Here is a 24,397-nt window from a genome sequence, read left to right on the forward strand (position 1 = left end):
ATTGAAGTAATGTTGGTACAAGTGGACAACGGTGCACCGCTAGGAACGGACCTTGCCAAATACCTGAACATAGAACCGATCTACTTCGATTTCGATAAGTACTTCATCAGGAAAGATGCCAAGATCAGCATCGACAAGGTATTGGCATATTTGAACGAATACCCGAGCGTAAACGTACAGGTACGCTCACATACCGATTCAAGGGCGAACGATAGTTATAACATGCGATTATCGGCGAACAGGGCAAAGGCAACGGCCGATTATCTAATAGCGGCAGGTATCCCGAGCAACAGAATCTCATATGAAGGCTATGGCGAGACCGAACTTACAAACGGTTGTAGCAACAATGTACCTTGTAGCAAAGAGAACCATCAACTCAACAGAAGATCTGAGTTTATAGTGGTGGAATAAATAACAAATATCAAAATATATTGAAAAGGGAAGGAGCATAGCTCCTTCCCTTTTTTTGTTGTTAATAAAAACCATATTTATGTATAATAGTCAATAAATCACTTAGATAATATTTAAATACATAAATAATAATTGTACGTTTAATAAGGAGAAAGAAAGTATATCAAATAGAAATTAAGTTCTTTGTTATAGTTTTTTTAAACATCTTAACTTTAAATATGTCTACTATCTTTGTTTACTTTCTTCCTTTATTACTTTTTATTATTTTAATAATTTGGAGGGTTTGGTTCTACAAGAAAACCATTAATCTGAATGACTTTAATCCTTCTTGGCGTCATATTCTTACTAAAGAAGTTACTTTTTATGAAGATTTGTCTGCAGCCGACAAGCTACGTTTTGAACAAGAACTATTATATTTCTTTGACGATGTAGCTATAACTGGGGTAAAGATTGATATAGACGATACTGATCGTTTGTTAGTTGGTGCAAGTGCAGTAATACCGTTATTTGGATTTCCAGAATTACGATACCGTAATATTAATGAGGTATTACTTTATCAAGGTAGTTTTAATAATGACCACCAGACAGAAGGTGCTGGACGTAATATTTTAGGAAAAGTAGGTAAAGGCAATATGAATCGTTTAATGATTTTATCATTGCCCGCCTTACGTGCAGGATTCAAGAATGAGAATTCATCTAGTAATGTTGGTATTCATGAGTTTGTTCATTTAATAGATATGGCAGATGGTGTTGTTGATGGTATCCCAGAAAGTCTTATGCAAAAACAATATGTAGCCCCTTGGTTAAAACTGATGCACAAAGAAATAGAAAGTATCAAAGAAAATGAATCTGATATTAATCCGTATGGTGCTACCAGTGAAGTTGAATTTTTGAGTGTCGCAAGTGAATACTTCTTTAATAATCCAGAGGAATTTCAAAAAAAGCACCCAGAACTTTATAGTTTAATGAAGAAGATGTATCGCTATTCTTCTTGACTAAAAATCAATCTTTAATTATCGCCTAAAACAAAAAAACCTCCAAATATTAAATATTTGAAGGTTTAAAAGTGACCGGGCTGGGGCTCGAACCCAGGACCCTCTCCTTAAAAGGGAGATGCTCTACCAACTGAGCTACCAGGTCAAAAAATCTTAAGAACGCTAACGTTAATTACTTATAAAATAAGTTTGAACGCTTAAATAAAAAAGCCTCTTTTTGGTGAAGAGGCTACTATTTATTGGTGACCGGGCTGGGGCTCGAACCCAGGACCCTCTCCTTAAAAGGGAGATGCTCTACCAACTGAGCTACCAGGTCAAAAGCAAATTTGGAAAATAATTCCCTCAATGCGGGTGCAAATATAAGTCGATTACTTTATTTAACAAACCCTTTTCAAGATAAATTTATTTTTTTTTGAAAAGCGTATTAATTAGTTCAATTTTGTACCAATGAAAAACTTGAAAATAGTATTGTTAGGGTATATGGGCAGTGGCAAATCTACTGTTGGTAGAATTGTAGCTAACCATTTGAATATTAAATTTTTAGATTTAGACGACTATATTGAAGAAGGTGAGGCGATGTCTATTGCTTCCATTTTTGAGACCAAAGGAGAAATCTATTTTAGAAAAAAAGAAATAGAATATCTCAATAAAGTTTTTTCAAATAAAGACAGTTTTGTGCTTTCTTTAGGTGGTGGTACTCCTTGTTTTGGTACTAATATGGCCTTGATAAATGAGAAAACTGCCAATTCGTTTTATTTGAATGTCGGTATAAATGAACTTACTGATCGTTTAATGAAAGAAAAAAGTCATCGACCAATGATTTCTCATTTAGAAGATGACAAGTTAACTGAGTTTATTGGCATGCATTTATTTGAGCGAAGCTACTTTTACAATCAGGCACACCAAAAGGTGAAAATTAATAATAACACTCCGACAGAGATTGCTGAAATGATTGTAAACAAACTAGTCTAAATAGACTCTATCGTTTTTAGTTTCAAAATGAACGTTTACATGTTCTTGTAGCGAAGTAGATAATGAAATACCCTTATAATCTGCCTTTACGGGATATTTCTTATGATTTCTATTCACCAAAACAGCAGTTTTAAGTTGCTTTAATGGTGTTTTTAGAAAATGATGCACTCCGTATATTAGAGTAGTGCCAGAGTTTAAAACATCATCTACTATAACTACCGATTTATTAATAAAATCTGCATCGGGCAATGATGTCGTTACTCCGCTAGATAATGGATCTTTCTTATCCATAGACAATTTGCACAGCACAATTTTAGCGTCAGTAATTTTTTTGAGTTTAGCGACTATTTTTTTTGCAAAATCGAGCCCGCCGCCCTGTATACCAGCAATAATGATTTCTTCTTCAGAAACATTCGCCTCATAGATTTGGTAGGCTATACGTTCTATTTTATGTTGAATCTGCTGGTGCGAAAGTATGGTATGTTGCATGTGTTGTTCTTAAAATAATAAAGATAGGTATGTTTTTAAAAGTTTAGGCTAATCTTCAACTTCTTTACTTTTATTATCTACCTCTGTGTTGCCTGCTTCGTTGTCTTTGATATCGCTATCTAAAAAATCATCAATATCTCTTCGGTCTTTTTTGGTAGGTCTGCCAACACCTTTTTTACGATAATAGTCTTTAGAATATTGTAAAAGTTCGTTATGCTCAAAGGCTTCTTTAGGTGTGGTGTCTTTTCTATAAATGTCTACAAGTTTAGCACCTACGCGACTTGGCGGTATGTCAAGAACCGTAAATTTATAGTCAATTTGATTTTTACGTACCACAATTTCATCCATAGGGTACACTTCTCTACCTGGTTTAGCAGCGATACCATTTATTTTTGCATGCCCTTTTTTACAGGCGGTTGTGGCAATGTTTCGGGTTTTAAAATATCGTAGACTCCACAAGAATTTATCTATACGCATTATAGTTGCATTTCTTTGTTAACTTCCAAACAAAAATAGGGGAAAATTGTATCTTGCGCGTTCAAAATAAATTATTGATGAAATTGAAAAATGCCTATTTGCTAATAGCTGGTTTACTAATAATAAGTTCTTGTAACAATGATGACGATGCTATAGGTGAAGTTGTACCACCAAGGTTATTAAGTGAAGTTACTGTAGAGGATGATGCTGAAATCATAGAATTTTTAAAAACACATTTCTATAATAAAGAAGAGTTCGATACACCACCAGAAGGTTTTGATTTCAAAATTAAATTTGATACGATCGCTGGTGTAAACAGTACTCAACAATCTCTATTTGATAGTCCGAATTTAATTACCCAGACGATTTCTGTTAATTCTGAGTCTTTAGGACGTGCAGATGACAATGAAACAATCGATCAAAAGTTATATACTTTGGTTGTAAGACAGGGCGTAGTAGCAGGCAAACCAACAATTGGCGATAATGTTATTTTGAGATATGAAGGTTCATTTTTAGATGGTAGTTTGTTCGATGCTTCTTCAAATCAACCAATACCTCTTAACTTATCTGGTGTTGTACGAGGCTTTGGTAATGGTATGAAAAACTTTCAAACCGGTAATGGTCCAATTGAAAACGGAGATGGAACAATTAGTTATGAAGGATATGGAATAGGAGCTATTTTTATGCCATCTGGTCTTGGTTATTTTGATTCTAGTTCAGCTAGTGGTAGTATCCCTACTTATTCACCATTAATATTTAAGATTGATGCTTTTAGTTATGAGGTCGATACTGATTTCGATGAAGACGGTATACCTTCTATTTTAGAAGATTTAAATAATGACGGAAACTTAAATAATGATAATACTAATGAAGAAGCAGAAGCCGCTGCTAGAGTATATATTGCCAATTATACTGATCCAGATGATGACGGTGATGGTATATTAACGATTGATGAAATTGAACTAGATGCAGATGGTAATTTTGTTGGTTTCCTAGATACCGATGGTGATGGTACGCCTGATCATCTTGATAATGACTTATAGTATTTCACTTTAAAGCATAAAAAAACCTCTTAAGAATTTTAAGAGGTTTTTTTATTTCTTGTGTTTACGTTTACAGTGCCAAAGACAAACTTAAGATCAATTGGTCTGGTCTTGTATCTATTCTACTGGGACCTAGATTTGTAATGTTGGTATTGATGAAAGAAGCTTCATTATCGCTGAATCCTCTCTCATAACGTAAATCTATCCCGAATTTACCAAGGCTTACTCCGGCACCAATATTCATACCTACAGAAAAATCATTTTCTACATCATCAATAGTAACACCATCAAATTCGGTGTCTAAAATATATTGAAAACTAGGACCCGCAAAAACGTGTAACGGACCAATTAAGTTAATACCTAATAGTACAGGTACATCTAATTTGCTCATATCGAAATCGGCTCCGTCATAATCAGACTTTGTTTTGGTGTACACCAATTCTGGTCTAACATAAACTTTAGAAGCTCCGAATTTTCCGAAGACACCAACATGATATCCTACGTTTCTATCCGGATTTCTTGCTGCATCACCGGCAGACTCAAAATAATCTCCATTAGCGTTGTAGTTTAATCCTCCTTTAATTCCGAATCCCGAATCGCTCTGTGCTACCCCATAAAACCCAGAGATTGCCATAAAGGCAACTAAAATTGTTTTTTTCATATTCATTGTTGTTTAGGTGGAACAAGTAGCAAATACGATACCAAATGTTCCATTTCTCGTTATACCATCAGAACGGAGGTAAAATACCTTTATTGTTTACTGATGTTTTTGAATTAATTAAAGTTTTTTAGAGTTACAATACACAATTGTATCGTTTCACTATTTCAGTAACATCTTTGCTTTTTATTAAGTTTTTCCCAAACACAGTTCATTATATTTGCAGCTAGAATTAGAAAGTTTGAAGTTTACACTACACAATACCGATTTACAATCAAAGGCTAGGGCAGGTACTATTGTTACTGACCATGGTACTATTGAAACCCCAATTTTTATGCCGGTGGGTACGGTAGCCTCTGTTAAAGGCGTGCATCAAAAAGAGTTGAGAGAAGAGGTCAATCCAGATATTATTCTTGGTAATACCTATCATTTATTTCTTCGACCGAAAACCGAAATTTTAAAGAAAGCAGGCGGACTCCATAAATTTATGGGTTGGGATAGAAATATTCTTACCGATAGTGGTGGGTACCAAGTATATTCTTTATCTGCAAATAGAAAGATAAAAGAAGAAGGGGTAAAGTTTAAATCGCATATAGATGGCTCTACCCATTTATTTACACCAGAGAACGTAATGGAAATTCAGCGTGTGATCGGTGCAGATATTATCATGGCTTTTGATGAATGTACACCTTACCCTTGCGAGTACAACTATGCCAAACGCTCAATGCATATGACGCATAGGTGGTTAGATAGATGTATAAATCATCTTGAAAAAATACCTTTTGAGTATGACTATGCGCAAACATTTTTTCCTATCGTACAGGGATCTACTTATAAAGATTTAAGAAGGCAATCTGCAGAATACATTGCTAATGCTGGTGCTGAAGGGAATGCCATTGGCGGACTCTCAGTTGGTGAGCCGGCAGAAGAAATGTATGGCATGACCGAGGTCGTTTGTGAAATTTTACCTGAAGATAAACCACGATATTTAATGGGTGTTGGTACACCTATTAATATTCTAGAAAATATTGCCTTAGGTATAGATATGTTCGATTGTGTGATGCCTACCAGAAATGCAAGAAATGGTATGTTATTTACAGCACACGGCACCATAAATATAAAGAACAAAAAGTGGGAAGATGATTTTTCACCTATAGATGAAATGGGAACTACCTTTGTAGACCATGAGTATTCTAAAGCATATTTAAGACATTTGTTTGCCGCTAATGAATATTTAGGTAAACAAATTGCAACAATTCATAACTTAGGCTTTTATATGTGGCTAGTGCGAGAAGCTCGTAAACACATTATTGCAGGTGATTTTAGAACGTGGAAAGATATGATGGTAAAACAAATGGATAAAAGGCTATAATGCTATCAATAATAGATAAATACATTCTAAAACGGTATCTAGCGACTTTTTCGTTGATGCTTTTGCTATTCATTCCCATTGGTATAATGGTGAATTTGGCAGAGCAGATCGGTAAAATGATCGACAACGAAGCACCATTGAATGAAATTGTGATGTATTATGTGAATTTCACTATATACATCGGTAATCTATTATTTCCTATTTTTCTATTCCTCTCTGTAATATTCTTTACTTCTAAGTTGGCGAACAATACCGAAATTGTGGCTATTTTAAGTTCTGGAGTTTCTTATGGGCGTTTTTTAAGACCTTATTTAATAGGGGCTTCTATGGTGGCAATATTAATGTTCTTTATGACTATGTTCATTGTGCCCAATGCCAGTGTAGGTTTCAATGAATTTAAGTACAAATACCTTAAAAAAGGGAAACAAGATCGGGTTACCAATAACATATTCAATCAGCTCAACGAGACAGATTTTATATATGTAAGCAGTTTTGATCCCGCTAGGCAGTTAGGTCATAACTTTACCTTTGAACGTTTTAATGAAAAAAACGAGCTAGATTTTAAGATATCTGCAGCCAATATTCGTTGGGTCGAAAAAGATTCTAATTACCGCTTAACATCTTATAAAAAAAGAACTGTACTAGGTGATACTGCAATTATTGAAAGTAAACGCCGGCTAGATACCATTTTTGCTTTTGATATTGGCGATTTAACTCCCGTTTCATACGTTGCCGAAACAAAGAATCTTTTTGAATTAGATACTTTTATTAAAGATCAAAGAAGAAAGGGTGCATCAAATATTAATACCTATGTATTGGTAAAATACAAGCGTTGGGCTTTGCCATTAACAGCGTTTATTTTAACCATTATAGCCGTTTCGGTTTCTTCTGTGAAGAGACGTGGCGGTATGGGAGCTAATTTGGCTTTCGGTATTTTAATTGCATTTATTTTTATATTTTTTGATAAAGTATTCGGTGTACTCGCCGAGCAATCGGGCTTTTCACCTTTGCTCGCCGTAATTATACCAAATGTAGTATTTGGATGTCTGGCCTTTTATCTACTACAAAATGCAAAAAGATAGAATTCATAACCTTCTCCATTTACATTTCATAGTCTTTATATGGGGCTTTACAGCCATTTTAGGTAAATTGATTACCATTGATTCATTGCCGTTAGTATGGATCAGAATGGGTTTGGCGACGCTTTTTATTGCGATTTATATTCTTTTAGCAAAATTCAGCCTAAAGGTTTCTAGAAAAACATTTTATTGCCTGGTTGGCGGTGGTATTGTGGTAGCGTTACATTGGGTAACCTTCTTTCTTGCCATAAAAGTATCTACAGTATCTGTAGCATTGGCTATGATGTCTACTGGCGCATTTTTTACCGCATTAATGGAGCCTTTTTGGTATAAACGTAAAATTATAGGGTACGAAATTGTTTTTGGTTTAATGGTCGTTGCAGGGCTATATCTCATTTTTAAGGTAGAAACCGAGTATATCTATGGTATGGTCATCGCACTGATATCAGCTTTTTTAGCCGCTATTTTTTCATTGATCAATGGTAAGTTGGTACAAAACCACAAACCATCGGTCATTTCTTTTTATGAGTTAGGTGTAGGAATGGTTTTCTTATCTGTATTATTACTGATGAAAGGTGATTTTAATATGTCGTTGATCACACTACCTCAAACGGACTGGGTTTACCTTATTATACTAGCCCTTATCTGTACAGCATATGCATTTATTGCATCAGTAAAAATTATGCGTGTACTAACGCCATATACAGTGATGCTTACTACAAATCTAGAACCAGTATACGGTATTTTGTTAGCTTGGCTTATTTTTGGCTCTGAAGAAAAGATGAAACCTATGTTTTATGTGGGAGCACTAATTATACTCAGTACGGTCATTGCCAACGGTATTTTAAAGCAAAGAGCGAATATTAAAAAAAGGGTACCCAAGATTTAGGTATTAAAGTTTTATCTTTGAGCCGCAACTAAAGAAACTTAATAGAAATATGGAATATTTGGATTTTGAACTTCCTATTAAAGAACTGGAAGAGCAATTGGACAAGTGTATGATTATTGGCGAGGAAAGTGATGTCGATGTATCAGAAACTTGTAAGCAAATTGAAAAGAAACTTACCGATACCAGAAAAGATATTTATAAAAATCTAACTGCTTGGCAACGCGTACAGTTATCTAGACATCCAAACAGACCTTATACATTAGATTATATTAAAGCTATTTGTGGTGATACTTTCTTAGAACTACATGGTGATCGTACTGTAAAAGATGACAAGGCGATGATCGGTGGTTTAGGTAAAATCGGTGATCAGAGTTATATGTTCATTGGTCAACAAAAAGGATACAATACAAAAACACGCCAGTATAGAAATTTTGGTATGGCCAACCCAGAGGGTTATAGAAAGGCTTTACGTTTAATGAAGTCTGCAGAAAAATTCCAAGTACCTGTTGTTTGCCTAATCGATACACCGGGTGCTTACCCAGGTATTGAAGCTGAGGAACGCGGACAAGGAGAAGCTATTGCAAGGAACATCATGGAGATGACCCGCCTAAAAGTGCCTATAATTGTTGTAATTATTGGTGAAGGTGCATCTGGTGGTGCTTTGGGTATAGGTGTAGGTGACAAAGTTTTAATGCTCGAGAATACTTGGTATTCAGTTATTTCGCCAGAATCTTGTTCTTCTATATTATGGAGAAGTTGGGAGTATAAAGAAATAGCAGCTGAGGCTTTAAAATTAACTGCTACCGATATGAAAAAGTTGAAACTAATAGATGAAATCATTCGCGAACCTGCAGGTGGTGCTCATGCTAACAGAGAAAAGACTTTCGAAATCGTAAAGAATAAAATTTCTTCTCATTTTGAGGATTTACAAAAGTTATCACCAAAAGAATTAGTAAATCAGCGTATGGATAAATATGCCCAAATGGGTGTTTTCAACGGCTAATCTACATTTTAGGCTTCTTTAAAATATACCGAGGATTTTATTCCTCGGTTTTTTTATGTTATTAACAGAAAATCGTAACTTATTAACAGTCAATTGTTAGTCAACTGTGAACATCGAAATTGATATTTTTCACGTTAACTAAAGGTTAATTGTATACTTTCGCACTATGGAGAACACGAAACCTTTTGTTGCTCGAAAGATCGACAAATCTAATATTATTAGTCTTGAAAGAGGCAAAATTCCACCACAAGCTATTGATTTAGAAGAGGTTGTGTTGGGTGCTATGATGATAGATAAAAAAGGGGTTGATGAAGTTATAGATATTTTACACCCAGATGTATTCTATAAAGACGCTCATAGATTCATTTACGAAGCTATCTTCATTCTCTTTGAAGAGTCGCAACCTATAGATTTATTAACCGTTTCGTCACAACTTAAGAAAGCTGGTAAGCTAGAGGTATGTGGAGGTGATTTTTATTTGATAAAATTGACTCAAAAAGTAGCTTCATCTGCTCATATTGAGTTTCATGCCCGTATTATTCTTCAAAAATTTATTCAACGTAGTCTAATCAAAATTTCTGGTGAAATTATTGAAGAGGCTTATGATGAGGCTGTGGATGTTTTTGACTTGCTAGATACTGCCGAAGCAAAACTGTATGATGTTACACAAGGTAATTTAAAGCGTTCCGCAGAAACTGCGCAAGATTTGGTAATACAAGCCAAAAAACGAATTGAAGAGATTGCCGGTAAAGAGGGTATGAGTGGTGTCGCCTCAGGTTTTGATAAACTAGATAAGCTTACATCTGGTTGGCAGCCAAGTGATTTAATTATCGTTGCTGCACGTCCTGGTATGGGTAAAACGGCTTTTACCTTATCTATGGCTAGAAATATGGCCGTAAATACAAATACGCCAGTAGCTTTCTTTTCGTTGGAGATGTCTTCGGTACAGCTGATTACAAGACTAATTTCTTCTGAAACAGGATTGTCTTCAGAAAAATTAAGAACCGGGAAGTTAGAAAAGCATGAGTGGGAGCAGTTAAACGTAAAGGTGAAAACTTTAGAGAAGGCACCTTTGTTCATTGATGATACTCCGTCATTATCTATTTTCGATCTACGTGCAAAAGCAAGACGTCTTGCGTCTCAACATGGTATAAAAATGATCATGATCGATTACTTGCAGTTAATGACAGCTGGTGGTAGTCAAAAAGGCGGAAACAGGGAACAGGAAATATCTACTATTTCTAGGAACTTAAAAGCCCTTGCAAAAGAATTGAACGTTCCTGTAATTGCATTATCACAGTTATCTCGTGCGGTTGAAACACGTGGAGGCAGTAAAAGACCAATTCTTTCGGATTTGAGAGAATCTGGAGCGATTGAGCAAGATGCCGATATTGTTTCGTTTATCTATAGACCAGAATACTATAAAATAGAAGAGTGGGATGATGAAGAACGTACACCTACACAAGGTCAAGGTGAATTTATTGTAGCAAAACACCGTAATGGTGGTCTAGAAAATATTAGGCTGAAATTTATTGGTAACCAAGGTAAGTTCGATAACCTTGATGATTTTGACTCTCCTTTCGAATTCCAATCTAAAATGAATGCAAATGAAGAGAATCCGTTTGCGACTAAAAACTTACCAAGTGCAGATGATGCTTTTGGAAGTAGTATGAATAATGGTCCTGATTTTGATGAGGATAATGATGTTCCTTTTTAAATAACAACTTAATTATAAGTTTAAAAAGTCTCCTGTTCTGGGAGACTTTTTTGTTTTAAATCAATTTATTTTCAACTCATGTTATCTTATATTACAATAGCTTTAACTGTACCTTAAATAGTCCTCCAAAGATTTTACTATATCTTTGAGTGAATACTTTTATTATCCTTTATGTCCAAATTAATAACAACGGTCTTCTTCCTTTTACTTTCTGTACAATTATCTGCATCATCAATTTTGATTCCTATGGATTCTGATACCCAGAAAAATCATTTAAAAGCTTACGGAATTACCTATTGGGTTTTGGCAAAACAACAAAAAGTACAATGGCTATTGAATTATAGGGGAGGATCTTTTTTATTGCCAGATGGGGAAAGTATTAGAAAAGAATGCCAAATACGGGGAGTTAGTTTTGAAATTTTATCTGATGCACAAGCAAACAGAATACTAAATGAAATCAGTAGTCCTTCAGTTAATCAAGATGCGGTAATTTTAGAAAAAGCTCCGCGAATTGCAGTGTATTCTCCGCAAGACAAACAACCTTGGGATGATGCCGTAACTATGGCATTGACGTATGCTGAAATACCATATACCACTATTTATGATGAAGAAGTATTGGGAGATAAGTTAGCATTGTACGATTGGCTTCACCTGCATCACGAAGATTTTACAGGACAATATGGCAAATTTTATGGAGCATATAGAGCAACACCTTGGTATATTGAAGGAAAAAAGAATTCAGAAAAGTTAGCCAAGAAATTAGGATTCGATAAAGTATCTGAAGAAAAAAGAGCAGTCGCTTTAAAAATTAGAAACTATGTTATTGGTGGCGGATTCATGTTTGCCATGTGTTCTGCAACCGATAGTTTTGATATTGCTTTAGCTGCTGACGGTATTGATATAGTAGAACCTATGTTCGATGGTGATGCTTCTGACCCTAACTATCAAGCTAGCTTAGATTACGGAAAAACGTTTGCCTTTACCGATTTTATCTTGGAACGTAGTCCGCTGAAATATGAATTCTCTTCAATTGATATGACAAATAAAAGGGGTAATGTACCAAAGGAATCTGATTACTTTTCTTTGATGGATTTCTCGGCAAAATGGGACCCTGTGCCTACGATGCTTTGCCAGAACCACACCTCTTTGGTAAAAGGATTCATGGGGCAGACAACTGCTTTTACACGTTCTGAAATTAAACCTACAGTTTTAGTGTTAGGGGAAAATAAGTTGAATGAAGAAGCAAGATATATTCACGGAATTAAGGGGAAGGGATTCTTTACTTTCTATGGTGGCCATGATCCTGAAGATTATCAACATAGAGTAGGGGACCCAAAAACAGAGTTAGAGTTGCATCCTACTTCACCGGGATATCGTTTAATATTGAATAATGTATTATTTCCGGCAGCCAGAAAGAAGAAGCAAAAGACCTGATTTTCATTCTTGTTTCAATTGAAATAAAAAACCGTGATCAATACGAAAGTATTGATCACGGTTTTTTATATAAGTTTCTTCTTTGGGTCTAGAATACCCCGATAAAGTGACTACCTGCAACATTTACTAACTCAGCACCTTTAGTTACTGCACCAGTTTCTGTTTCTACAACATAGATATTTCCGTTTTGACCAACAGCACCTTGGGTAAGGTAAATTTCTGTTCCTTCAACAACAAAGCCTTGGTATTGAAATAGGTAGAAATCTGGATCGTAAGGTATGTCATTAATTTTAACAGCAGTCTTAGCATTTAGATCTACTAAAGCGAAAAATCCTTGTAATCCAGCAACACCTTCAGCAGAACCGTCATGACGATAAGCTAATACCGCTTTACCATTTGCAGCTGGTCTCCATGCTAAAATATATGCACCTTCAATACCTAAAGCATCATCTAAATTAAAATCGTAGGTATCATCATATTCATTATCTGCATCAATTTTTAAAATATGAGAACCTTCTGGATCGTTTTGGTTTGCTTGGTAAACGCTACCGTTGTATTCGAAAGAATTGATACTACGGTATCCATTCGTATTTCCATGACCAACAGTAGAGGTAATAACTGATGGATTCAATAATGAAGGGTAGTCTAATATGATGGTTTTAGAACCTAAAATCTCAAAACCGCTATCACTTTCAGCTGTAGCAGGATCAACTTTGCTTAAACGAGCGCCAATATATAACTTGTCTCCTGCGGCATTTAAAGTAGGCATATCAATTCTAGAAATATAGTATCCCTGAGCTTCTTCTTCAGCACTTAAAGCTACACTATGCTCTTGAAATTCTTTAATAGAAGAATTAACTAAATCTAAAGTTACTACACCAATTGTAGCTTCAGTACGAGTGTAGGCATCATTCTCATCAAATTCATTTTCATTGTTCACATACACTGCAGCACCTGTTTGATCCCCGTCAAATAATTTTATCCATCTTGGAGCAGTACCAACGTAAGGCGCTATACTAACCTCTGTACCTGCCGGGGTAAAAGTTTGTCCCCCTTCAACAGTGTACTTGGTATAATTGCCACCAGTATCACCTGCGTAGCTAATATTAAAAATAGTATTACCATCTTCAGAAGATTGTAATCTAGCCGTTCTGTTAGAAGGTGCTATAAATCCGTTTTCAAAAGGCTCAATAGAAACATTAGGGTTTTTAGCATCTTCACTTGTAACAGAATATATTAAAGTTCCGCCATTGCCATCACCTGGTTCTTCTCCCATTTTAGCTCCTGCAACGGTAATCCATCTTGGGTCTTCGACAGCATCTGGTTCTTCTGTATCTGGTTCTGGTGCTACTACGGTATCGTCTTCATTACTGCAAGCGGTCATAAGACCAGCCGTGAATATAATTGCAGCAAAGGTTTTTAGATTTAGAAACGTTCTTTTCATTTTTAGTATTAATTAAAAGATTAAAATTTATTAATTGCGTAATTCAGTTTTAGGTAAAAAGCTCTTCCTGGTTTTTGAACAGAAAGATTATCGTAAACAGGTTCGTCGAATATATTTTTGATATCAAAACTTACTATAAACTTGTTATTTGGAAATGCATAGCTAAGTCCGAAATCTTGTGATATTTGTTGGGGTACAGTAAAAAACTCATTACCAACGGTGTTGCTACCTTGTGCGGTTAGAAAAGAAAACTCATCTGTGAAATACACATTGTAGAAAGCATTAAGCCTAGACTTCTTCTGAATTAAATTTTTGAAAGAATAGCGTAAACCACCGTTCATGGTAAAAAACGGAGTATTGGGCACATCGATTTCTATTCCTTGATTTTCAATTTTTAGATCAAATCTGGATATATTGAAGTTCAAGCCAAAATTGTTATCGTAAGCGTAATTTAGTTGCGCGTCAAAACCTTTTGAGGTACCGCTACCTTGGTTTACATATAGTATTAATTCATCATCAACATTCAAAGATGTTTCTATAGGTAGACCAATTCTGTCTTTTATATTTCGAGTAAAAACATTAGTAGATATTGTAAAAGCATGCTTTTCAATATTGAAATTTCCGAATCTGAAGCCTAAGTTAAAGTTCTCACTACTTTCTGGATCAATACTTGAGTTGGCTACCACATTATCACCATCATTACCAAAAATCTCAGTTTCGTCTGGTAATCTAATTGCTTTTTCTGCGGATGCTAATAATGTGATATTGGGTACAATCTCGTAGGAAGTAGCAAAACCATACCCATCATAACTTTTGTTACTATCAACGACTTCATCAACGACCACATCATTTCCGTTAGCATCTGATTCAATTGTAGGGTCAACACTGGTAGATTTCTGTTGGTAATGTTTGCCAAACAAATTTGCCTTTAATTTTTCATCAAAAGCAGTTAGCTCGTAGGTTAAGGAGTATATGTTCTTTTTCAATTCTCTTGTGCCAACAAAAGTATTTTCTAATACAGATCTTAGGGCATCGCTATCTTCTCGGTCGATACCACTATAGACATGATTTAACGATACACTATGATGGTCGTTTATGGCGTAAGAAACACCACTTCTTATAGAGGCTACATTTCTTTTTATTTTAGCAAGTGTAGGTCCTCCTTCTTGTTGAGACCTCCAGGTGTATTGATATTCATTTCCTCTAAAGTCAATTGCTCTTTCTCCGTTCCAACTATATGCCCAAGAAACGGTATCGTTTACTGCGCGGTTTCTTTTTCCATATAGACCATTTATGTTCATATCAAGTCCTTTTGTAAATAGATCTTTCTTTTGGTAGTTGATACTTCCTAATAAAGCATCAGATTCTAAAAACCTATCTTTATATGGGGTTATGGTCATAAAAGCTCCATGCTGTACTTCTTTATAATCATCTGATCCAGTAATACCAATAAAAAATTGGTCAGCCCATTTTACATCGGTATATCCGATTTCTGCTCTACCACCAGTAGATTTATAAGCATCATTGAATCTTCTTGCTGTAATAGGAGTTTGCACACCGCCTAAACCAGTGACAACGACACTTCTGCCCGATACCTTATAATCATTATCAGAGTAGTTATGAAAAAGAGAAGCCTTAACGGTTAATCCTGATTTATCAAATCGATATAGGCCATTTAGACTGGCTTGTGTAGTATTGAATGATCCATAAGACACAGAAGCATTAAAGTTAGTTTTAGCATCATTGTGGAGTACAATATTGATAGCTCCACCCAAGGCATCGTCAGCTAAATACCCAGGGACCACGCCTTTATAAACTTCAATGTTTTTAATCATTGAAGGTGGTATGCTATTTAGGTTGAATGAATTACCGTACGTAGAAATAGGAATGCCATCTATAAATATACGTACCGAGTTACCCGATAATCCGTTTAAACTATAGGTAACATCTGATCCTAAGCCTCCATTTTGACGAATTTTTACTCCAACTGTAGTGTTCAGTAATTCGTTGGTTTGAATATTTCTTAGGCTAGCTTCTTCGGTTTTTATTGCGCTGACAGCAAAACCTTTTGTTTCTAGTTTTGTTTCATACGATTTACCGTTTATGGTTACTTCATCTAAATTCTCTGTAGATTCTTGTAGCGTGAAATCTAGAATGACTTTACTGTTGCTTTCTAATATTTCAAAAGGTGTTGAACGTTTGCCATAACCAACGAACGAAACTACTAGGTTGTATTTTCCTTTTGGAATATTGTTGATAGTGTAAAAGCCATTATCATCGGTAAGTACACCAAGTTTTAATCCTTCAACTAATACACTTGCAAATGGTAAAGAGTTGCCAGAGTTGTCTTGCACAGTACCTGAAATTGTACCTGAATTTTGCTGTCCTTGAACAGTTATTAATATGAAGAAAAGTGCAGTAAAAAAGAAATTTTTCATTTGGTTTTAAAAAGGTCACTATCTTTATTAAGATTTAGTCTAAATAAATTAGTTTTGCAAATCTAAAGCAGGAATGAGAAGGCAAGTACCGAGAAAGGAATTTAAACATACGCAAAAGGAAGTATTGAATTGGGAGAGGAAAAGCATATGAATAGCGATTTGTTGAGAAAAGAATTGAGGGAGGGTGAGTTGTTTAAAAACGGATTTATTGATAACTCCGTTCAGTTCAATGAAGTAGAGGTAACCACTAAGGATAATAATTCTTTTATTAGAGGTGCAGACTTTTCTGATTTAAATCTAATTCATCAATTCGATTCAGAAATTTGTGTAACAAGCGACAAACATTTAATAAAACTTCATTTTTCTCTAGAAGGAACTTATTGCTACCAACCGCTTAGACATATTAAGTATTTGGTTCAAATTCCAGAAAACCACTGTAATATGTTTTACTACCCAACAACTGAGGGTAGGGATATTTTTTTTAAGGGAAATGCTAAATTATTTGAGATTTATGTAAAACCTAGTTTATTGCAAAACCTGTTGGGAACAGAATTTGAAAGTTCATTTGAAAAATTAAAATCAGCAATAGCTAACTCAAACTCTTTTGTATTATGGGATAAAAGCAAATTTATTCCTCCTCAAATTCGAAGTAAAATAAATGAGATAATACAATGTCCTTATAAGGGTGATATTAGAAAGATATATTTAGAAAGTAAATTGACGGTTTTAATGATAGATTTTCTTTTAGGTAGGCAAACTTCTAAGCTTTCTAAGACGAATATAAAACTACTAAATTCAGATTATTTATCTATTGTAAAGGTAGAAGCCCATATTAGAAACAACCTAAAAGAGCCATTGAAAATTTTAGATTTAGCGAACATAGCAGGTTTTAATGCTACCAAATTGAAAAGAGATTTTAAAAAAATTTATGGGGTAACAGTGTTTAAATATATTACAGCATTACGTATGGAGGTTGCCAAGAGTTTAATAATCCAAGATGGGGCAACCATTGCTTTTGCGGCATATGAGGTAGGTTATGCAAATCCGCAGCATTTTACTACTGCTTTTAAAAGAACTATGGGGTATGTGCCTAGTGAGTTAAAACCTGCAGTGCAGTAGTTAGGGACAATAAGTTTATTTAACTAGCATTTTTAATATATGCTCGACGCTATTTAGTAATTTTTTTTTTAAAACAAGTGTGTATTTTCTAAAACGAATTCAAAATTTGATAATGTAACCGTCTCTAGGATGTGGATGAATGTTAACCAATGTTTCATTTCTTGTCTAGAAAGAAGAAATAGAAGACATTATTTCAATTCATATACAGATTGAAAAAACCGTGATTAATAGGATAGTATTCATCACGGTTTTTTTGGCTCTTTAGTTTTTATGATTTCTTGGTCTGAGAACTGTAGGTACTTTCAAATATTTTATCTGCATTTGCAGATTCAAAACCATCTCTTCTTCTAGTGGGCTCGTTGTCATTTGTAGATTTTGGATACGGTAATCGTTCGGCAAACTCCACATAACTACCAGATATTTCTAAGTGTTCACCATCTTTGAAAATTGCATCTATCATTTTAGCTACCGAACTCGTCTGCTTTAGTAAACCATCAGCACTTGTTTTAATGACTCCGCCAGCAGTATTTAAGGAGATACCAATGCTTGTCAAAAACTTATTAAAGCTTTCTAGTGAATTATATGGCTGCTTTAACTCATGGACGCTTATAGTGTAATGGTTTAAATAATATCTATTGTACAACACCCAGGCAGCATACTCACTAATTTTTTGAAGCTCTTGATAATCGGTAATTGTAGGGAGTTCCCAAAGTGGCTTATAGAAAAAGTTTCCAACAGACTCTATGTTGTTTAAATCAATACTATCCACAGGATCTTGAAGAATGTCCTTAGTATACTTATTTAATATTGTTTTTGCTTTTTCAGGTAGATCATCTACCCTTAATTCACTTATAAAAATACGTGGATATTTAGGTGATGGCGGTGCGTACCAATAGGCATTCAACTTTTTTTCTTTAAAATAATAATAGTCCTTTTTTACATAACCGTAATGTAAAAAAAGCTTTTCGAAAGAGGCTATACCTAAATTTGGAACTCCAAGAGTTCTAAAAGCAATATGGTCGTTTACTATTTCATCTTCTGAACTAATAATTGCATGTGACAGTAACGCATCTATCACTTTTTGAACATCTGTAACAGATTGTTTGTAAGGAGTAAATAGTGCTCCCATCAGGCTATCTAGTTTTGTGTCATCAGTAAAATCCATAGTTGACTATTTAATTTTCTTTAAAGTTACAATTGTTTCTAGACTAGCTATCAAATATATTTTGAAATAATACGTATTACTCTTTGGTTGTGGGTATTTCTAAGTACAAATTTAAAAATGATAGTAGTGGCTCATTGATTTAAGTATGAGTTATAAAGCTGTTTTTGAATACAACTTGTAAATAATTTCATATACACAGTTAATATTTAAAACTGTTTGTAATTAAAAATGTTTTACAATTTGATATTAGATTTTATGAGCTCTTTTAAAATACGTTCAACACCAAAATTGTCGTTACTTGTCGTGCTATAGGTAGCTACTTCTTTTACATTGGGATGGGCATTTTCCATAGCGAATCCGAAATCTGATAACGCCAGCATTTCAAGGTCATTGTTATAGTCGCCAAAGACCATTACTTCATCAGATTTTAAGTTATAACTTTCCATAACTTTGGTTAATGCGTAACCTTTGTGTGCATTTATATTAGAGATGTCTAACCAATTTTCACCTGATACCTTAACTTTTAGATCACCCTCGAAGTGTTTCACAAAAGGGTAAATATATTGTTCGCTACTTTCGAAATGATAAATGGCAATTTTGATGACTTCAGAATCAAAAGCTAAAAGGTCATCTATAATTTCAAATTCCGTATAATATTCAGCCAGCTTGCTTATAAATTCATTTGACTTACCGGTTAAGTATGCTTGATGTTTACCACAAAGTACTGGGTGTATATTAGGTATTTCGTTTAGTGTTTTTAAAATATCTTGTACATGGTTTTTATCTAAAGGTGTAGTTAGAATTTCGGTATTCTGCTTCATAGCAAAACCACCGTTTTCGGCAATTACTATGATATCGTCTTTAATGGTATTTAATTTGTCTACAATACTATTGTATTGTCTACCGCTTGCAGCAACAAAGGTGATACCTTTAGATTGTAACCCTTTAAAAAGTTCAAAGAATTGATAGCTGACTTCGTGGTTAGAGTTTAATAAGGTGCCGTCCATATCAGAAACAACCATTTTAATCTTTGATAAATTCATGTAGTATTTATTTTTTGTAAAGATATTTCAACGAAGTTTGGCAACGTAGCTAAAGAGCAAAGTTTTACCTTTATTTAATAATATTATGCAAATGAAATTATATCAAAAAGAAGTTGGCTTAAGGTCGTATTCAAGAGGTTTTCATATCATTACCGATGATTTACTTGCGAGAATGCCAGAAATCAAAAAAATCGAGCAAGGTTTTCTGCAGGTATTTATCAAGCATACATCTGCAAGTTTAACTATTAATGAGAATGCAGACCCAACGGTTCGTGATGATTTTGAGTCTCATATTAATGTATTAGTTCCTGAAAATGCACCGTATTACAAACATGATTATGAAGGATCAGACGATATGCCTGCACATATTAAAGCATCGTTAATGGGAGCTTCGGTACAAATACCGGTAACTAATGGTAAACTAAATATGGGTGTCTGGCAGGGAATTTATCTTTGTGAGCATAGAAATCACGCGTCTGGTAGAAATATAGTGTTGACGTTGTGGGGAAATTGAATTATCACTAAATTAATTTAAAACAAAATAATATGACGACAGAAGAATCTATTTTAAATAAAATTCAAATCCTTATTACCAATCATTTCGAAACTCCTGAAATGGCATTTAATTTTTTTGATGAGGATAATGACCAGAAACTTACAAAAGGGGAGATTGTTAAGTTATTAAAACAGGCTGAAATAAGCGGATTTATAAGAGGTCTTGTAGGATCTAAGCTTATAGAGGGTTATGATAAAAATAACGATGAACTTATAAATTGGGAAGAATTTAAGGCAGCTATAGCTAAAATTAAAAAATCCGATTCGTGAGAATCGGATTTTTCTAAAAGTGAGATTGTTATTAATTTATTTTACCTGATCTACAACTGCCTTAAAGGCATCTGGGTGGTTCATCGCTAAATCTGCAAGAACTTTTCTGTTAAGTTCTATATTTCCAGCTTTTACTTTTCCCATAAATTGAGAGTAGGACATTCCGTGTTGTCTGGCACCTGCATTAATACGGGTAATCCATAACGAACGAAAAGTTCTTTTCTTGTTTCTACGATCTCTGTAAGCATATAACATTGCTTTTTCAACCGCATTTTTGGCTACTGTCCAAACGTTTTTACGTCTTCCAAAGTAACCTTTGGCTTGCTTCATTACCTTTTTTCTTCTGGCTCTTGAAGCTACTGCATTTACTGATCTTGGCATTTTTTTCTAATTTTTTTTGTAGTAGGCGTCCTTTTAATTTAAGAAACTTTTAAAGCCTAACTCCATGGTTAATAATTTACCTTCTAAAGAACTTGTATTACTTTAAACGTAATTGTTCTTTAATGCTGTTAACATCATTTTGGTGAACCAAAGTATCATGAGTTAACGCAAGCTTACGCTTTTTAGACTTCTTTGTAAGAATGTGACTCTTAAAGGCGTGCTTTCTTTTAATTTTACCTGTACCTGTAAGCTTAAAACGCTTCTTAGCACTGGATTTTGTTTTTTGTTTAGGCATTTTCTCCTAGTTTATGTATATTAATCTCACTTTTCATGCTAAACGCTGCTCACAAATGTAGGCAGCGTTTAGTATTTTTTAAATGCATTCGGTCGCTGAGCGAAGCCGATGTATTATTTTATTTACTTTTAGTCTTAGGAGCGATGAACATAGTCATACGCTTTCCTTCTAACTTAGGCATCTGTTCAACCTTTCCTAATTCTTCTAACTCAGAGGCTAATTTTAGTAATAAAATTTCACCTTGATCTTTATAGACGATAGAACGACCTTTAAAAAACACATACGCTTTTAATTTAGCACCTTCTTGAAGGAACTTTTCAGCGTGTTTCTTTTTAAAGTCATAATCATGGTCATCTGTCTGAGGTCCAAATCTTATTTCTTTGACAACAACCTTAGAAGCTTTCGCTTTCATGGCCTTGTCTCTCTTCTTCTGCTCGTATAAAAACTTTTTATACTCCATTATTTTACAAACAGGAGGATCTGCCTTGGGGGATATCTCCACCAAATCCAAACCTAATTCTTCTGCTTTCTCAAGAGCCTGAGGAAAAGGATATACACCTACTTCTACATTGTCACCTACCAACCTAACATTTGGGGCCGTTATCTTTTCATTGATATTGTGGGGATTCTTATTTTCCCTTCTAGGTTGTGGTCGAAATCTTTTACGTATTGCTATGACTAAATAATTTTAATTAAACTTTTATTCTTTAAACGTCTTTAAGGTACTCTTTATTTCTTTATTGACCAAGTCTGTAAACATAGTTACGTCTATCGCTCCTAAGTCTTCACCTCCATGTCTACGCACAGAAATAGTATTTGCAACTTCGTCATTTTCCCCTACGATTAGCATAAATGGTACTTTACTCATTTCTGCTTCACGTATTTTCTTACCTATAGTCTCGTTTCTACCATCGATAAGAGCGCGAATTTCGTTATTTTCTAGGGATTTTAAAACTTTTTCAGCATATTTTTCATGTTTTTCGCTAACAGGAAGAATAATAGCTTGTTCAGGGGTTAGCCATAACGGGAAATTACCACCCGTGTGTTCTATTAATAATGCTATAAACCGTTCCATGCTGCCAAATGGTGCGCGGTGTATCATAACAGGTCTGTGAAGCTCATTGTCACTACCCTTATAAGTTAAATCGAACCTTTCTGGAAGGTTGTAATCCACTTGAATTGTACCCAATTGCCATTGTCTGCCCAAAGCATCTTTTACCATGAAATCTAACTTAGGACCATAAAAAGCAGCTTCACCACTTTCTATAACATAATTAAGACCTTTTTCTTTGGCGGCATTAATAATAGCTTGCTCTGCCTTTTCCCAGTTTTCTACGGATCCAATATATTTTTCTGGAGTATCTAAATCACGTACTGATACCTGAGCTGTGAAATCTTCAAATCCTAAAGATCCAAGTACATATAAGGATAGATCTATTACTTCTTTGAACTCTTCGTCTAATTGTTCTGGTGTACAAAATATATGTGCGTCATCTTGTGTAAATCCTCTAACCCTGGTTAGTCCGTGCAGCTCGCCACTTTGCTCGTATCTATATACGGTACCGAATTCGGCAAATCTTTTAGGTAATTCTTTGTAGCTAAATGGTTTGGCGTTGTAAATTTCACAGTGATGCGGACAGTTCATTGGTTTCAACAAAAATTCCTCATCTTCTTTTGGCGTATGAATGGGTTGAAAGCTGTCTGCTCCATATTTTTCATAATGACCAGAGGTAACATATAGTTCCTTTTGACCAATATGAGGTGTAACGACCATTTCATAACCAGCTTTCTTTTGCGCCTTTTTCAAGAATTGCTCTAAACGTTCTCTTAGTGCGGCACCTTTGGGTAGCCATAACGGTAAACCCTGCCCTACCTTTTGAGAGAAAGTAAATAGCTCTAATTCTTTACCTAATTTTCTATGGTCACGTTTTTTAGCTTCCTCCAAAAGTTCTAGATATTCGGTCAGTTCTTTTTGCTTCGGAAATGATATCCCATATATACGTGTAAGTTGTGTATTATTTTCGTTTCCTCTCCAGTATGCTCCAGCAACACTTAATATCTTAATTGCTTTGACAATACCGGTATTTGGTATATGCCCACCACGACATAAATCAGTAAAAGTATCATGGTCGCAAAATGTAATAGTACCGTCTTCAAGGTTTTCTATCAATTCTACTTTATACTCATTACCTTGATTTTTATAAAATGTAAGAGCATCAGCTTTTGAAACAGCTCTCATTTTGTAATCATGCTTGCCTCTTGCAATTTCTAAAGCTTTCTTTTCGATGGATGGAAAGTCCTTATCAGAAATAGAACCCGTAGGAAGTTCTACGTCATAATAAAATCCATTATCAATTGCAGGACCTATGGTTAGCTTCACTTTTGGGTATAGTTCTTCTATAGCTTGAGCTACAATATGTGAAGTAGAATGCCAAAAAGCGGTTTTACCTTCTTTGTCATTCCATGTATATAAAATTAAGCTCCCGTCATTTTGTAATGGTGTGGTTGTTTCAACAATGGTATTATTGAATTTTGCAGAAATAACATTACGTGCTAATCCTTCGCTTATGCTTTTAGCAACCGCTATTGGGGTTGTATCTTTTTCAAATTCCTTAACCGATCCGTCGGGAAGTGTAATTTTAATCATTTGTGTACATATTATAGGGTGTCAAAGATAATATGAACTATTCACGTCCGCAATAGATTCATCTTATAATGTATGGTATGTATATAGTATTGGTTATTGGTTGTTGATGTGGGGTAGTGTAGTGTCGGTATTTGAAGCATATTTCTTTAGGCATTTTTAAATATCTGAGTAGCTTTTTTCAGTAAAATTGGATTTGTTTATTATGTGCTGAAATGGTAAAGTGTTATTTATTAAGATGTTGCATGTTGATGTAAATTTTTCTTTATTTTTATTTAAACAAATAGTTGTGATATTAAGAATAGTGTGTACATTTGCACCCCGCAAACGGTGAAGATGATTTTGGAACTGGGAGTTGGAAAAAGGTTCATATATATGTTGATTAGGTCTGGGAAAAAAGAAAAATAATTTTTTTTTCGATAAAAGTTGCCAGGTTAAAAAACAGTTGTATATTTGCAGCCGCTTAGGGAAACACCTAAGGGAAACGAAGCCGGGGAATCGAGA

24 protein-coding genes and 2 tRNA genes are annotated in these 24,397 nt (G+C 34.6%); 13 read left to right on the forward strand and 13 right to left on the reverse strand.

From position 1 onward, the window contains the following. Both CLV90_RS00365 and CLV90_RS00370 read left to right on the forward strand, forming a co-directional pair. Positions 1-411 (forward strand): OmpA family protein (locus CLV90_RS00365; RefSeq protein ID WP_133685553.1); only part of this gene is annotated, 411 nt, incomplete at its 5' end. Between the two features lie 218 nt (positions 412-629). Beyond that, positions 630-1,406: a M90 family metallopeptidase gene (locus CLV90_RS00370; protein WP_133685554.1), complete on the forward strand. Its 777-nt coding sequence runs from the start codon at positions 630-632 to the stop codon at positions 1,404-1,406. A 72-nt stretch (positions 1,407-1,478) separates the two neighbouring features. On the opposite strand, the gene CLV90_RS00375 is transcribed toward CLV90_RS00370, so the two are convergent. Both CLV90_RS00375 and CLV90_RS00380 read right to left on the reverse strand, forming a co-directional pair. Continuing rightward, a tRNA-Lys gene (locus CLV90_RS00375) sits at positions 1,479-1,551 on the reverse strand. A gap of 95 nt (positions 1,552-1,646) precedes the next feature. Further along, positions 1,647-1,722 (reverse strand) — tRNA-Lys (locus CLV90_RS00380). Positions 1,723-1,862: 140 nt separating this feature from the next. On the opposite strand from CLV90_RS00380, the gene CLV90_RS00385 reads away from it, so the two are divergent. Further along, on the forward strand, positions 1,863-2,378 hold the full coding sequence (locus tag CLV90_RS00385) for a shikimate kinase (protein WP_208295083.1): 516 nt from the start codon (positions 1,863-1,865) through the stop codon (positions 2,376-2,378). On the opposite strand, the gene CLV90_RS00390 is transcribed toward CLV90_RS00385, so the two are convergent. Together CLV90_RS00390 and CLV90_RS00395 are read right to left on the reverse strand one after the other, a co-directional pair. After that, entirely contained in the window at positions 2,370-2,867 is a 498-nt protein-coding gene (locus tag CLV90_RS00390) for a phosphoribosyltransferase family protein (RefSeq protein WP_133685556.1), read from the reverse strand. The genes CLV90_RS00385 and CLV90_RS00390 overlap by 9 nt on opposite strands. 48 nt (positions 2,868-2,915) lie before the next feature. Further along, the gene (locus tag CLV90_RS00395) at positions 2,916-3,344 is read right to left on the reverse strand and encodes an RNA-binding S4 domain-containing protein (RefSeq protein WP_133685557.1); all 429 of its coding nucleotides are present in this window, start codon (positions 3,342-3,344) and stop codon (positions 2,916-2,918) included. Positions 3,345-3,421: 77 nt separating this feature from the next. On the opposite strand from CLV90_RS00395, the gene CLV90_RS00400 reads away from it, so the two are divergent. Then, entirely contained in the window at positions 3,422-4,387 is a 966-nt protein-coding gene (locus CLV90_RS00400) for an FKBP-type peptidyl-prolyl cis-trans isomerase (protein ID WP_133685558.1), read from the forward strand. Positions 4,388-4,457: 70 nt separating this feature from the next. Here the strand turns inward: CLV90_RS00400 and CLV90_RS00405 are convergent, their stop codons facing one another. Beyond that, complete coding sequence (locus tag CLV90_RS00405) at positions 4,458-5,048, reverse strand: porin family protein (protein WP_133685559.1); 591 nt, start codon at positions 5,046-5,048, stop codon at positions 4,458-4,460. Positions 5,049-5,286: 238 nt separating this feature from the next. Here CLV90_RS00405 and tgt point away from each other — a divergent pair, with 238 nt between their 5' ends. The 6 genes from tgt (at position 5,287) to CLV90_RS00435 (ending at position 12,539) form a co-directional block, all read left to right on the forward strand. Further along, positions 5,287-6,417: a tRNA guanosine(34) transglycosylase Tgt gene (gene tgt / locus CLV90_RS00410; protein WP_133685560.1), complete on the forward strand. Its 1,131-nt coding sequence runs from the start codon at positions 5,287-5,289 to the stop codon at positions 6,415-6,417. Further along, on the forward strand, positions 6,417-7,499 hold the full coding sequence (locus CLV90_RS00415) for an LptF/LptG family permease (protein ID WP_133685561.1): 1,083 nt from the start codon (positions 6,417-6,419) through the stop codon (positions 7,497-7,499). The genes tgt and CLV90_RS00415 overlap by 1 nt, the downstream gene beginning before the upstream one ends. After that, positions 7,486-8,385, forward strand: coding sequence for a DMT family transporter (locus CLV90_RS00420; protein WP_133685562.1), 900 nt, complete (start codon positions 7,486-7,488; stop codon positions 8,383-8,385). Before CLV90_RS00415 ends, CLV90_RS00420 begins: the two co-directional genes overlap by 14 nt. 49 nt (positions 8,386-8,434) lie before the next feature. Beyond that, on the forward strand, positions 8,435-9,388 hold the full coding sequence (locus CLV90_RS00425; protein ID WP_133685563.1) for an acetyl-CoA carboxylase carboxyltransferase subunit alpha: 954 nt from the start codon (positions 8,435-8,437) through the stop codon (positions 9,386-9,388). Positions 9,389-9,554: 166 nt separating this feature from the next. Further along, on the forward strand, positions 9,555-11,105 hold the full coding sequence (gene dnaB / locus CLV90_RS00430) for a replicative DNA helicase (RefSeq protein WP_133685564.1): 1,551 nt from the start codon (positions 9,555-9,557) through the stop codon (positions 11,103-11,105). Positions 11,106-11,276: 171 nt separating this feature from the next. After that, positions 11,277-12,539, forward strand: coding sequence for an asparagine synthetase B (locus tag CLV90_RS00435; RefSeq protein WP_133685565.1), 1,263 nt, complete (start codon positions 11,277-11,279; stop codon positions 12,537-12,539). An 88-nt stretch (positions 12,540-12,627) separates the two neighbouring features. Here CLV90_RS00435 and CLV90_RS00440 read toward each other — a convergent pair whose 3' ends face one another. Together CLV90_RS00440 and CLV90_RS00445 are read right to left on the reverse strand one after the other, a co-directional pair. After that, positions 12,628-13,983: a hypothetical protein gene (locus CLV90_RS00440; RefSeq protein WP_133685566.1), complete on the reverse strand. Its 1,356-nt coding sequence runs from the start codon at positions 13,981-13,983 to the stop codon at positions 12,628-12,630. A gap of 20 nt (positions 13,984-14,003) precedes the next feature. Further along, positions 14,004-16,421, reverse strand: coding sequence for a TonB-dependent receptor (locus CLV90_RS00445; RefSeq protein ID WP_133685567.1), 2,418 nt, complete (start codon positions 16,419-16,421; stop codon positions 14,004-14,006). Positions 16,422-16,550: 129 nt separating this feature from the next. Here CLV90_RS00445 and CLV90_RS00450 point away from each other — a divergent pair, with 129 nt between their 5' ends. Further along, positions 16,551-17,540, forward strand: coding sequence for a helix-turn-helix domain-containing protein (locus CLV90_RS00450; RefSeq protein WP_133685568.1), 990 nt, complete (start codon positions 16,551-16,553; stop codon positions 17,538-17,540). 268 nt (positions 17,541-17,808) lie between these two features. Here CLV90_RS00450 and CLV90_RS00455 read toward each other — a convergent pair whose 3' ends face one another. Further along, a complete protein-coding gene (locus CLV90_RS00455) occupies positions 17,809-18,705 on the reverse strand; it encodes a DUF1338 domain-containing protein (protein WP_133685569.1) in 897 nt (298 codons plus the stop codon). Positions 18,706-18,938: 233 nt separating this feature from the next. After that, positions 18,939-19,748, reverse strand: coding sequence for an HAD family hydrolase (locus CLV90_RS00460; RefSeq protein WP_133685570.1), 810 nt, complete (start codon positions 19,746-19,748; stop codon positions 18,939-18,941). A 91-nt stretch (positions 19,749-19,839) separates the two neighbouring features. Between CLV90_RS00460 and CLV90_RS00465 the strand changes: the two genes are divergently transcribed. Together CLV90_RS00465 and CLV90_RS00470 are read left to right on the forward strand one after the other, a co-directional pair. After that, complete coding sequence (locus CLV90_RS00465; protein ID WP_133685571.1) at positions 19,840-20,262, forward strand: secondary thiamine-phosphate synthase enzyme YjbQ; 423 nt, start codon at positions 19,840-19,842, stop codon at positions 20,260-20,262. A gap of 32 nt (positions 20,263-20,294) precedes the next feature. Then, a complete protein-coding gene (locus tag CLV90_RS00470) occupies positions 20,295-20,573 on the forward strand; it encodes an EF-hand domain-containing protein (protein WP_133685572.1) in 279 nt (92 codons plus the stop codon). A 36-nt stretch (positions 20,574-20,609) separates the two neighbouring features. Here the strand turns inward: CLV90_RS00470 and rplT are convergent, their stop codons facing one another. The 4 genes from rplT to thrS form a co-directional block, all read right to left on the reverse strand. Next, on the reverse strand, positions 20,610-20,954 hold the full coding sequence (rplT, locus tag CLV90_RS00475) for a 50S ribosomal protein L20 (RefSeq protein ID WP_133685573.1): 345 nt from the start codon (positions 20,952-20,954) through the stop codon (positions 20,610-20,612). Positions 20,955-21,051: 97 nt separating this feature from the next. Next, positions 21,052-21,249: a 50S ribosomal protein L35 gene (gene rpmI / locus CLV90_RS00480; RefSeq protein ID WP_133685574.1), complete on the reverse strand. Its 198-nt coding sequence runs from the start codon at positions 21,247-21,249 to the stop codon at positions 21,052-21,054. A 118-nt stretch (positions 21,250-21,367) separates the two neighbouring features. Continuing rightward, on the reverse strand, positions 21,368-21,925 hold the full coding sequence (gene infC, locus CLV90_RS00485; protein WP_133685575.1) for a translation initiation factor IF-3: 558 nt from the start codon (positions 21,923-21,925) through the stop codon (positions 21,368-21,370). A gap of 24 nt (positions 21,926-21,949) precedes the next feature. Next, on the reverse strand, positions 21,950-23,896 hold the full coding sequence (gene thrS, locus CLV90_RS00490) for a threonine--tRNA ligase (protein WP_133685576.1): 1,947 nt from the start codon (positions 23,894-23,896) through the stop codon (positions 21,950-21,952). Positions 23,897-24,397: the final 501 nt, after the last annotated feature.

This window comes from Maribacter spongiicola, assembly GCF_004364165.1.
In the GTDB taxonomy this organism is placed as follows: Bacteria; Bacteroidota; Bacteroidia; order Flavobacteriales; family Flavobacteriaceae; genus Maribacter; species Maribacter spongiicola.

Coding starts and splice junctions, on each gene's coding strand:
- CLV90_RS00370 (WP_133685554.1), top strand. CDS start 630: ATGTCTACTATCTTTGTTTACTTTCTTCCTTTATTACTTTTTATTATT.
- CLV90_RS00390 (WP_133685556.1), bottom strand. CDS start 2,867: ATGCAACATACCATACTTTCGCACCAGCAGATTCAACATAAAATAGAA.
- CLV90_RS00395 (WP_133685557.1), bottom strand. CDS start 3,344: ATGCGTATAGATAAATTCTTGTGGAGTCTACGATATTTTAAAACCCGA.
- CLV90_RS00400 (WP_133685558.1), top strand. CDS start 3,422: ATGAAATTGAAAAATGCCTATTTGCTAATAGCTGGTTTACTAATAATA.
- CLV90_RS00405 (WP_133685559.1), bottom strand. CDS start 5,048: ATGAAAAAAACAATTTTAGTTGCCTTTATGGCAATCTCTGGGTTTTAT.
- CLV90_RS00415 (WP_133685561.1), top strand. CDS start 6,417: ATGCTATCAATAATAGATAAATACATTCTAAAACGGTATCTAGCGACT.
- CLV90_RS00420 (WP_133685562.1), top strand. CDS start 7,486: ATGCAAAAAGATAGAATTCATAACCTTCTCCATTTACATTTCATAGTC.
- CLV90_RS00425 (WP_133685563.1), top strand. CDS start 8,435: ATGGAATATTTGGATTTTGAACTTCCTATTAAAGAACTGGAAGAGCAA.
- dnaB (WP_133685564.1), top strand. CDS start 9,555: ATGGAGAACACGAAACCTTTTGTTGCTCGAAAGATCGACAAATCTAAT.
- CLV90_RS00435 (WP_133685565.1), top strand. CDS start 11,277: ATGTCCAAATTAATAACAACGGTCTTCTTCCTTTTACTTTCTGTACAA.
- CLV90_RS00440 (WP_133685566.1), bottom strand. CDS start 13,983: ATGAAAAGAACGTTTCTAAATCTAAAAACCTTTGCTGCAATTATATTC.
- CLV90_RS00445 (WP_133685567.1), bottom strand. CDS start 16,421: ATGAAAAATTTCTTTTTTACTGCACTTTTCTTCATATTAATAACTGTT.
- CLV90_RS00455 (WP_133685569.1), bottom strand. CDS start 18,705: ATGGATTTTACTGATGACACAAAACTAGATAGCCTGATGGGAGCACTA.
- CLV90_RS00460 (WP_133685570.1), bottom strand. CDS start 19,748: ATGAATTTATCAAAGATTAAAATGGTTGTTTCTGATATGGACGGCACC.
- CLV90_RS00465 (WP_133685571.1), top strand. CDS start 19,840: ATGAAATTATATCAAAAAGAAGTTGGCTTAAGGTCGTATTCAAGAGGT.
- CLV90_RS00470 (WP_133685572.1), top strand. CDS start 20,295: ATGACGACAGAAGAATCTATTTTAAATAAAATTCAAATCCTTATTACC.
- rplT (WP_133685573.1), bottom strand. CDS start 20,954: ATGCCAAGATCAGTAAATGCAGTAGCTTCAAGAGCCAGAAGAAAAAAG.
- rpmI (WP_133685574.1), bottom strand. CDS start 21,249: ATGCCTAAACAAAAAACAAAATCCAGTGCTAAGAAGCGTTTTAAGCTT.
- thrS (WP_133685576.1), bottom strand. CDS start 23,896: ATGATTAAAATTACACTTCCCGACGGATCGGTTAAGGAATTTGAAAAA.